8 protein-coding genes are annotated in these 8621 nt (G+C 68.9%); 6 read left to right on the top strand and 2 right to left on the bottom strand.

Annotated features, from left to right (window positions below; all coding sequences use genetic code 11):
* Nucleotides 1-719: 719 nt before the first annotated feature.
* From ACFY4A_RS10375 to ACFY4A_RS10360, 4 genes are all read left to right on the top strand, one after another.
* A complete protein-coding gene (locus ACFY4A_RS10375; RefSeq protein ID WP_390828991.1) occupies nucleotides 720-935 on the top strand; it encodes a type II toxin-antitoxin system VapB family antitoxin in 216 nt (71 codons plus the stop codon).
* The gene (locus ACFY4A_RS10370; RefSeq protein WP_390828990.1) at nucleotides 932-1354 is read left to right on the top strand and encodes a PIN domain nuclease; all 423 of its coding nucleotides are present in this window, start codon (nucleotides 932-934) and stop codon (nucleotides 1352-1354) included. Before ACFY4A_RS10375 ends, ACFY4A_RS10370 begins: the two co-directional genes overlap by 4 nt.
* A 170-nt stretch (nucleotides 1355-1524) precedes the next feature.
* Nucleotides 1525-1764 carry a hypothetical protein gene (locus ACFY4A_RS10365; protein WP_390828989.1) on the top strand — a complete coding sequence of 80 codons (240 nt, stop codon included), beginning with the start codon at nucleotides 1525-1527 and terminating at the stop codon, nucleotides 1762-1764.
* A 206-nt stretch (nucleotides 1765-1970) separates the two neighbouring features.
* Nucleotides 1971-2690: a hypothetical protein gene (locus ACFY4A_RS10360; RefSeq protein WP_390828988.1), complete on the top strand. Its 720-nt coding sequence runs from the start codon at nucleotides 1971-1973 to the stop codon at nucleotides 2688-2690.
* 268 nt (nucleotides 2691-2958) lie between these two features.
* Here ACFY4A_RS10360 and ACFY4A_RS10355 read toward each other — a convergent pair whose 3' ends face one another.
* Together ACFY4A_RS10355 and ACFY4A_RS10350 are read right to left on the bottom strand one after the other, a co-directional pair.
* Nucleotides 2959-4650: a SpoIIE family protein phosphatase gene (locus ACFY4A_RS10355; protein WP_390828987.1), complete on the bottom strand. Its 1692-nt coding sequence runs from the start codon at nucleotides 4648-4650 to the stop codon at nucleotides 2959-2961.
* 240 nt (nucleotides 4651-4890) lie between these two features.
* On the bottom strand, nucleotides 4891-5883 hold the full coding sequence (locus ACFY4A_RS10350) for a hypothetical protein (RefSeq protein ID WP_390828986.1): 993 nt from the start codon (nucleotides 5881-5883) through the stop codon (nucleotides 4891-4893).
* Nucleotides 5884-6454: 571 nt separating this feature from the next.
* Between ACFY4A_RS10350 and ACFY4A_RS10345 the strand changes: the two genes are divergently transcribed.
* Both ACFY4A_RS10345 and ACFY4A_RS10340 read left to right on the top strand, forming a co-directional pair.
* A complete protein-coding gene (locus ACFY4A_RS10345; protein ID WP_390828985.1) occupies nucleotides 6455-7324 on the top strand; it encodes a hypothetical protein in 870 nt (289 codons plus the stop codon).
* 577 nt (nucleotides 7325-7901) lie between these two features.
* Complete coding sequence (locus ACFY4A_RS10340) at nucleotides 7902-8585, top strand: phosphatase PAP2 family protein (RefSeq protein ID WP_390828984.1); 684 nt, start codon at nucleotides 7902-7904, stop codon at nucleotides 8583-8585.
* Nucleotides 8586-8621: the final 36 nt, after the last annotated feature.

Here is an 8621-nt window from a genome sequence, read left to right as displayed (position 1 = left end):
TCATTCGTGCTGGCCACCCGGGCACTACTCCTTCTCCGCCCTCGACTCAATGAATCATCCAGTATGCCTGACTCAACCTACTTTGACAGAGAGGGATTCTCGTCACCCGGTCCAGACTGAAACCCCAGGTCAGTGGCCCTGGGGTTTGTTTGCTCTCAAGAGCGGGTTGGGTGCCGCTCTTCACCATCCATGGGGGGACACCGGCCCAGCGCGCCATCAGCCAGAGCCAGTAGGCCGGTTCGTGTCGGCCGATGCACACGGCAGGTTCCGGTGGTCGTCCGTCGCGGTCCAGTTCCGTAGCGTCGTAACTGCTCCCACCGCGGCGAAGCACAGCCCTGCCGTCGTACCGAATGCGCCCCCCGCGTAAAGGATCAAGTCAGCGATGCCCGTGCCGGTCACGTACTTCAGAGCGGCAACACACACGGCGACCAGCATGGAGAAGAGCACGACAACCAGACCGGGTGCGTCAGGCGCCTCGGCGCAGGGCGACGAGTCGAGGACGGCTTGGACGTCTGGCACGGCCGGTATGGCGGAGGCGGAAGCCTGGGCCGAGGTGTCGTGGGCTGCCGCCAGTTCCCGGTGGGCTCGGGGAGGTATCGCCCCGGGCGGGACGATGGTTCGCGCAAGGGGTGCCGGCACGGGAGTATCGGTCCTGACCACCAGATTGGAGCCGGCGTATACAATTGATGGGTCACGATATATCCCGGGAGGTGCAATCGATGACCCGCACCGTGATCGACCTTGATGACCAGCTGGTCGCGGACGTGGCCAAGGCCCTCGGTACCAGCACCAAGAAGGAGACGGTGAACACCGCCCTGCGCGAGGTGCTGGAAAACCGGCGGCGCGCCCTGGCACTCACTCGCCTGCGGGCGGCGGCCAAAGAAGGCGCCTTCGACCTGGACCTCTTTGAGGACAAGGGAAATTACCGCCGGTGAACGCCGCGCAGTTCCTGATCGACACCAGCGCGCTTGCCCGCCTGCTGCGCGGCGACGCCGAGCAGTACGGATGGGACCGGGCGGCAGCCGCCGGACTTATCGCCGCCTGCCCCATCACCGAGCTGGAGTTCTTGTACAGCGCGCGCTCCGCCGCCGGCCGCGCACAAGGCATCGAGGACATGCGCCTGCTGTTCGGATGGGTACCGGTCGACGACCGCGCTTACGACCGCGCCTGGCAGGTTCAAGAGCTACTCACCCAACGCGGACAGCACCGCAGCGCCGGACCTGTCGACCTCGTGGTGGCTGCCACGGCGGAGTTGCAGGGGCTGACCCTCCTGCACCGTGACCGGGACTTCGAGTGCATCGCCGGCGTCACAGGCCAGGCACTCCAGTGGTACGGCCCAGAACCCGGCAAGTGAGCCAGGACCGAGCGCCGACTGCTCCGAGGAAGCACGACAGTCGGCCCCTGACAGGTGCGTGCTTCGCGGAAGGGTGACCTGGGACGTCAAACGTCAAGCTGAGTGCGCGATGCTTGGGTATGGCCACTGAACCCAGCGCTGCTCCGTCGATGACCACTCAAGTCAGTGCGGTGACCGATGGAATCACCAGCGTCTTCACGTGGGAGGAAGGCGCACGCATCGAGGTCCGCGACCTGGGCGGAGAGATCGTGATTGAGGCCAACGCCGCGGGGCTGAGGACCCTGGCCGGCCACCTGCTCACACTTGCCCAGGACGGCACGCCGGATGGCGCTCATCTCCACCTGGAGGAGAACAACGGACTCGAAGAGGGGTCGGCGAGCCTGGTCCTGGAGAGGTGCGACGACGAATAGCTCGTGCCAGAGGCGTGCCGGGTTGTGCGGGGAACCACGGGGAACAGCGGGTACTGAACCGGCGGCCAACGCGAGATCCGACAGCTCTTAGCCGCAGGTCAGTGGGCAATCGGGCCCAGAGCACCCAAGCTTCCCAAGCTCAGGGCTCAGCCCCAAAAGCACCAGAATCGCGTGAGGGCGCCACGCCGGCGCGGCAGAATGCGGGCATGTCCCTTGATGCCATAGACGCCGTGAACTGGTCAGCGATACCCAACCCGACGTGGCATCGGTGCGACGATCCAGAGCGCGTCGCACACGGACTACGACTGCTGACCGTGTCCACCACCGCCAACGAGACAGGCGACGCGGCATCCCTCCTCGCCGGTAGCGGCTTCATCTGCGACCACGCCGCCATGGTGTTCCCAGCGGCCTACGCTGCCACCCCGATCTTGCTGGACCTCGTCGAGCACGGCCAGCGGCCGCGCATCAAGGACGCAGCCCTCGGGCTCCTGTCCAACGCGCTGGACTACTTCCCGACCGCTGGCCACAACCGGGTGGACACTCCCTATGGCGCCGACGTCCCGCTCTGTTGCGCCATAGCGCGGCACATCCGCGGTCGTCGCAGTGCTCTTCTCGCCCATGGGATCCACGGCAAGCAACTCCTGGCAGAGGCAGAGCTTCACCGGCGGCTGACCATCGAGGAGGCGGAGCTCCAGGCCGACGGCACTCTGACCGCCATCGCCGTCCTTGAAGGCGCACCATTCCAGACGCCGGTCGAAGCCGAACTGCACACCCCACCATTCGAACGGTCTGTGCAAACCGTCCGGATCAACGCGCTGACCGCCGACGCCTCGGGCGGCGCGTGCATCGAACTCGAACAAACACCGTCCGAGGCCGCTCCGGGCTCTACTCTCTACCCAGCTGAGTGTGGCCGCCGCGAGCACTGACTCGGCGCCTTGTCTCAACGGCTGCACCACAAGCGCACCAGTTCGAGCGGGGAACAGCGGGGAATCACGGTAAAAGCAACCGAGCCCGACAGGGACGCACCACTACTGTTCGCGCAGGTCAGAGTCCGTTCGAGCCACAAATGATCGCAGCTTCCCAAGCTGAGAGCGCGAGTTCGATTCCCGTCACCCGCTCCATGCTGAAGGCCCGGGTCAGGGACCCGGGCCTTGTCGTTGTGCGTGGTGATCACTCGTTCATGGTGGCTTTCGCTCAAGAAGACGAGCCGAGAACGTGCCGCACGGCCAGCAGGGCCACGTCGTCCTCGTTGTCCGGCGGGCGCGCCCGTGCCAGCAACTGGTCCGCGAAGGACTCCAGGGGCCGGTGGGCCAAGGACGCGGCATACCGGCGCAGGCGGTCCAGGCCCTCGTCCAGGGTGTGACCGGGGGACTCGATCAGGCCGTCGGTGTAGAGGAGCAGGGTCGCCCCGGGCGGCAGCTCCGCCGTCGCGTCGGGGCGGACCTGGTCGGGCGCGGCGCCCAGCAGCACCCCGTGGCCGTCGGTCAGATAGCGGGCCACACCCTCGTGGGTGACCAGCAGCGGAGGCGGATGGCCCGCGTTGGTCCAGGACAGCTCGCACTGTCCGGCGTCGTTCTCCGTCATACGGGCGAAGACCAGCGTGGCCATGGAGACCTCCGCGATGTCCAGGGTCGCCCGGTCGAGCCATTCCACGATCTTGCTCGGCGGCTCCTGCTGGGACATGGCGTACGCACGGAGCATGTTGCGCAGCTGGGCCATGCCGGCCGCCGCGTCCAGGTCGTGGCCGACGACGTCGCCGACGGCGAGGGCGGTGGCGCCGTCCGCCAATGTGAACGCGTCGTACCAGTCGCCGCCGACCTGGGAGGCGTCCGGCGCGGGCAAGTAGCGGGCGGTCATGCTGCGGCCGGCCGTACGTGGGAGCTTCGGCAGCAGATGGCGCTGCATGGTCTCGGCGACCTTGCGCTGGCGCTGGTAGAGGCGGGCGTTCTCCAAGGCGAGGCCGGCGCGGCGGGCGATGTCCTCCAGCAGGGCGGTGTCGGTCGCGGTGAACCGCTCGGGCTGGTCGGCACGCCCGAGGGTGAGGGCGCCCAGTACGTCGTGCAGGCTGCGGATGGGAACCATGATTGCCGAGTGCATGCCGGTCGCCTCGAACAGGCGCCGCTGCTCCACCGCGACGCCGGAGTCGGGCGCTCCCTGATAGGTCTCGGGACCGGCGAGGGAGGACGCGACGCCGCGCAGGGCGCGGGACAGGGGCATCGGGGACTCCTGAGGCACTGGCGGCATGGGCCCCTGGAGGTCCTCCCGAAACACCACGGTGCCGCCCTCGGCATGGGCGACGGCGAAGCGCCATACTTCGTCCCGCTCGCTGATCAGGTCGATGACGGCCCAGTCGGCGAGGCGGGGCACTACGAGGTCGATCAGGCGGCGCAGCGCCTCGTGGATGTCCAGGGTGGAGGTGAGCAGTGTGGTCGTCTCGGCGAGCAGCGCGAGGCGTTCCAGTTCGGAGAGCCGTCCGCCGGCCGGTGGCCGCTGGGCGGGTCGCCCGGAGCGTCCGGCGGAGTGAAAGAGGACGAGCGTGGCTGACGGGCGGACACCGATGTCGCAGGGAGTGGCCAGCCATGCCACCGGCAGCAGCGTGCCGTCGCCGCGCTCGAGCCACGCGTCGCAGCCCTGCTCCGTGCGTCCGCCGAGGACGCTCTCCCGGATCCGGCACTGGGCCCTCGGTACGGGTTCCCCGCAGCTGTTGCGATGCAGCAGGTCGTGGGCGTCCTGGCCGACCAGACTCGAGGCGGAACGGGCCAGGAGCTGTTCGCCACGCGTGTTGACGGCGACGATGCAGCCCTGCTCATCCGTCAGGTAAGCACCCGTGCCGAGGGCGTCCAGGGCCCTGGCAACCGCTTCCTGAGGACCGCCCGAGCTCGTCATGGCCTGCCTCCCGCGACCGGAGAAACGCCTCGGCCACCCTGCTTTTGGGTTCCCCGTGGGTGAGGGCTGATGCCCGCGGCAAGAAGGAGCGCCAGGTTCTCCCGCCGCTCGGCTTGACGGGCTGGTGCGCGGCCTGGAGGGTACAGCGCACGTGCTCCGTCGCGACGTGGCGCCGAGAGCGGGGGCCGGACGGGTTCAAGCCGCCCAAAGTCCGAGCGCCACCGGCCTCATGCGTTCGAGCTATTCCTGCTCCGCCGCGGGTGCGGGATCGTTCGCAGCGTTTCCCTCCGCCGATGAACGCTGTTCCGGCAGGGCCGCCACCATTTCATGGGCCCCGTAGCCGTGCTCGTAGAGCAGGGGAACGAGGTGGAGCTTCGTTGACAGTTCCTCTTGGGTCAGGACGCCTTGCTCGTGGAGGAGCGTCAGTTTTTCGATGAGGGTCTCTTCTTCCTCGTCGGGGCGCCAGTCCTCTTCTTCCGGGAGGATTCCGATGTTCGAGGCAGCAGCCAGAAGAAAAGGTGCCACGGCCCGGACGAGCGTTACCAGGGCGATGAGAAACGTGAAGCAGAGGACGACCCAACCGACCCAGCGGTCGAACTCCTGGAAGAGGATGATCACGAAGAGCACGACCGTGCCGAGTGAGCAGCTGGCGATCTTCCAGGCGTCCAGCTTCGGAGGGCCGACGCGGCGGTGGGCGATGTAGTTCGCGCTCATCACGAAGTCGTCGACGATGAAGAGGAAGGCCCAGTTCAGGATGGCGATCAGGGTGGAGGTCCGGGAGGTGATCACGAGGACCCACAAGCCGACCAGGATGACCATGAACAGGACACCCTGGGCGGCGGCGCGCTCCAGCGTCCAAATACCTCTTCTTGCCTCTTGCTTCATGGTTCGCAGATCTTTTTCGGGGTCTGCGCCCATGGAGTAGTCGGGCGCCTTTTCGTGGGCGACCCGCCAGAAGATCATGCAGAATGAGAATCCGATGATCAGGGATGTCGCCCTCAGCGCCAAGTGCCCGTTCGCGATCTCATCCCTCAAGTGGGCTGCCGAGAAGTTACCCACTTGCAGGAGCGGATTCAGCAGCGCATATGCCATTGCGGAAACAGCGCATGCCAGACCGACGCAGAATGACAGATGCAATCGGTTCGTCGGGCGAATCGCCCAGTACAGTCCCAGCAATCCAATGGTCGAGCCCGTTAGTACGGCAGGCAGCACGCCGAGTTCGTTCGAGTACAACACTCACCCCCGCTGTCTCGTGATCCGAGAAGCAAAACGTAGCCCAGATCAGGGGTCGGGTGGGCCGGAGGCGGGCGGGGGCGGGGGCTTCCAGGCGCAGGTCCAGGGCACGCAGGGCGCGGAGCTCGGCGTCCAGTGCCTGGGCGCCGGCGCGAGGTCCGAACTGCCGCGGTGAGCCGCGGGCGGCGGGTCGGGCGGGCACCGCGGTACCGGACACCACCGCCGTCGAGGGCGAGCGGCGGGTCGTCGCCGGCCGCCGCACCACGGAACGTCGGAGCCGACCAGGAGTTCCTGGGAGGGCTCGCCCTGCTCCTCGACGGCATCGACGGACTCGACGTCTGAAGGCAGCCTGAAGGCGCGGGGCGCTGCGTGGCAGCACGCGCCGTCGCGCCGACGGCGGGTGAGCCACGCCTGTCCCTGAGCCCGCCATGCCCTGCCCTGGCCGGACCGGCCCGCGGGCGGCCGGGTGTGACGGGATGGGGCTTCCATACGCTGAGGCAGTCGGAATGAGCAGCGAGGGCGTCGGATCCGTAGAGCGAACGAGTAGCAACCGCATGGGATGGACACGGGTATGGGCGACCGACACAGCGACGGTGGGGGCGTGGACCGCCGACGCGCCGGCACGGGCGGCCGCGGGCCCGGCGCCGACGGCGACACCCGCGCCACCGCGCTCGGACCCGTGCTCCGCCGCGCCCTGCGTGCCCAGGCCCTCGACGCGTCGGCCGAGGAGCGGGCCGTGGCAGCTTTCCGGGCCGCCCGGGAGGAAGGCGTCCACCGGCAGGCACGGGCGCGGAGGCGGGACGACTGGCGGCCGCGGCGCGTCCCGGGGCGGCGCTCGGTGCGGGCCGCCGTCGCCGTGTTTATCGCCGGCCTGACGTTCAGCGGCGTGGCGATCGCCGCGATCGGCTCACCGAAATCCGACGGGAAGGCGGGGGACGACGGTCGGGGACGGCGGCATCCGTCGCCCGCCGCTCCCCAGGCTCCGTCGCCCGCAGCGACACCGGCGCCCGCCGACGCCACACCGTCCGAGCCCGGCTCCCCCACGCCCGTTCCCTCCGTGACCTGGGACCGCCCGCTCACGGCCGAGGACATACAGGCCCGCTGCCGCGCGTACGCGTCGGTGACGAACTGGGGCAAGGCACTGGAGTCGACGGCCTGGAAGCGGTTCACCGAGGCCGCGGGGGGCGAGGACAACGTCGACGCCTACTGCGCCGACCAGTTGTCGCGGACCGAGGCGGGCAACGCGGGCCAGGGCAGCGGGAGCGACCCCGGCAGCGCGAGCAACCCCGGCGGTGGGAGCGACCCGGGCAAGGAGAACGGACAGCCGAACGGCAACTCGGCCGACGAGAACGACGAGAACGACGAGAAGCCCGAACGAACCAGTACACCGGGCCACACTCCCCAGGCCGGTGCGGCGAAAACCGGGCAACCCGGCACGTGAACGCGTGGAATGTGCAATGCGAGTTGTGACGCACCGAGTGACGCAATGAGTGCCGGACTGCACAGTTGTGTCGACCTCGTGTCAGTGCACCGGCACCCGTGACAATCGGCGCTCGCGGCGCGCTGAACCTAGTGACCCCGGGCGGGGTCAGGCCGCCTGCTCTCCGGGGGGAGGTACGCGGGCGGCATCGTGCAGGGGCAGACTCGTTCGCACCCCCCGTGGCGGGTCTGCCCCTGCTCAGCCACTTCGTCGGCCCGGCGGCCGCATGAGCGCCGCCGGAGCGTTCCCCACGGATTGCCTGGTCGTCGCGCTGCCGCGCGGACCGGCGTGGGTGACGGCGACCGCCCGGTCGCCCTTGGCCGAAGTCACCCGTCCTCGGGAGGCCGTGATCGGTCCGTGGGCAGTACGACGGCGCCTCAAGCAACCTGATCCCCTCCTGCTAGCGTCTACCAATCTGTAGACGTTCATCCCTCGGACGGCCCTGCTTCACGAGGGTTCCACTTCTGCGTCCGCGTGTGTTCGCACGCGTTCCCCGGAGCGCTCACGCACATGGACCCATGGCCCGGAGATCCACCTGATGACGACTTCCTCCCCGCCCGCCACGGGGCTCGACGGCGCGGCCATCGACGGCGGCCTCTACACCGACGTCACCAACTTCGCTCGGGACACGCACTGGCTGAACGAGCCCGCCGCGCTCTTCTCCGACCTCGGCATGGGCCTGTTCGCGCTCTTCCTGCTGGTGGCCTGGTGGCGCGCCCGGCGCCAGGGGAACACGGTCATGGCCGCCGTGCTGGCCACGCCGTTCGCCGTGATCCTGGCGTACGCCGTCAACAGCGGGATCAAGAACGTCTTCCAGGAGCCGCGCCCCTGCCGGGCCCTGCCGCACGGCTTCCTCATCGAAGCGTGTCCTCCGGTCGACGACTACGCCTTCCCCAGCAACCACACCACGGTCGCCTTCGCGTTCGCGGCGGCCCTGCTCGTCATCAGCCGGTGGCTGGGGTCCATCGCCCTGCTCACGGCCGCGGCGATGGGGGCCTCGCGCGTCTACGTCGGCGCCCACTACCCCCATGACGTCGGCGTGGGCGCCCTGGTGGGGACCGTCGTCACCCTGATAGTCGTCCTGATGGCACGCCGGCTCGCCACGCCGTTGGTGGAACGGCTGAGCACCGGGCCACTGGAACCGCTGCTCGTCGCCCGGACCGCGCAGCGGGCCCGGCCGACGACGCGCTCGAGCCGGGCGGCGGAGCGAGCCCGGGTCTAGGGCCTTTCCCCAGGGTTCTTTCCGTTGGATCAGGCC

It is taken from the genome of Streptomyces sp. NPDC001292 (assembly GCF_042896465.1).
Lineage (GTDB): Bacteria > Actinomycetota > Actinomycetes > Streptomycetales > Streptomycetaceae > Streptomyces.
The sequence above is the reverse complement of the archived record's forward strand: the minus strand, read 5'-3'. Positions and strand labels throughout refer to the sequence as shown.

What these genes read in the sequence shown, in the direction of transcription:
- ACFY4A_RS10360 (WP_390828988.1), top strand. Translation starts at nt 1,971, where the DNA reads ATGTCCCTTGATGCCATAGACGCCGTGAACTGGTCAGCGATACCCAAC.
- ACFY4A_RS10375 (WP_390828991.1), top strand. Translation starts at nt 720, where the DNA reads ATGACCCGCACCGTGATCGACCTTGATGACCAGCTGGTCGCGGACGTG.
- ACFY4A_RS10340 (WP_390828984.1), top strand. Translation starts at nt 7,902, where the DNA reads ATGACGACTTCCTCCCCGCCCGCCACGGGGCTCGACGGCGCGGCCATC.
- ACFY4A_RS10345 (WP_390828985.1), top strand. Translation starts at nt 6,455, where the DNA reads ATGGGCGACCGACACAGCGACGGTGGGGGCGTGGACCGCCGACGCGCC.
- ACFY4A_RS10355 (WP_390828987.1), bottom strand. Translation starts at nt 4,650, where the DNA reads ATGACGAGCTCGGGCGGTCCTCAGGAAGCGGTTGCCAGGGCCCTGGAC.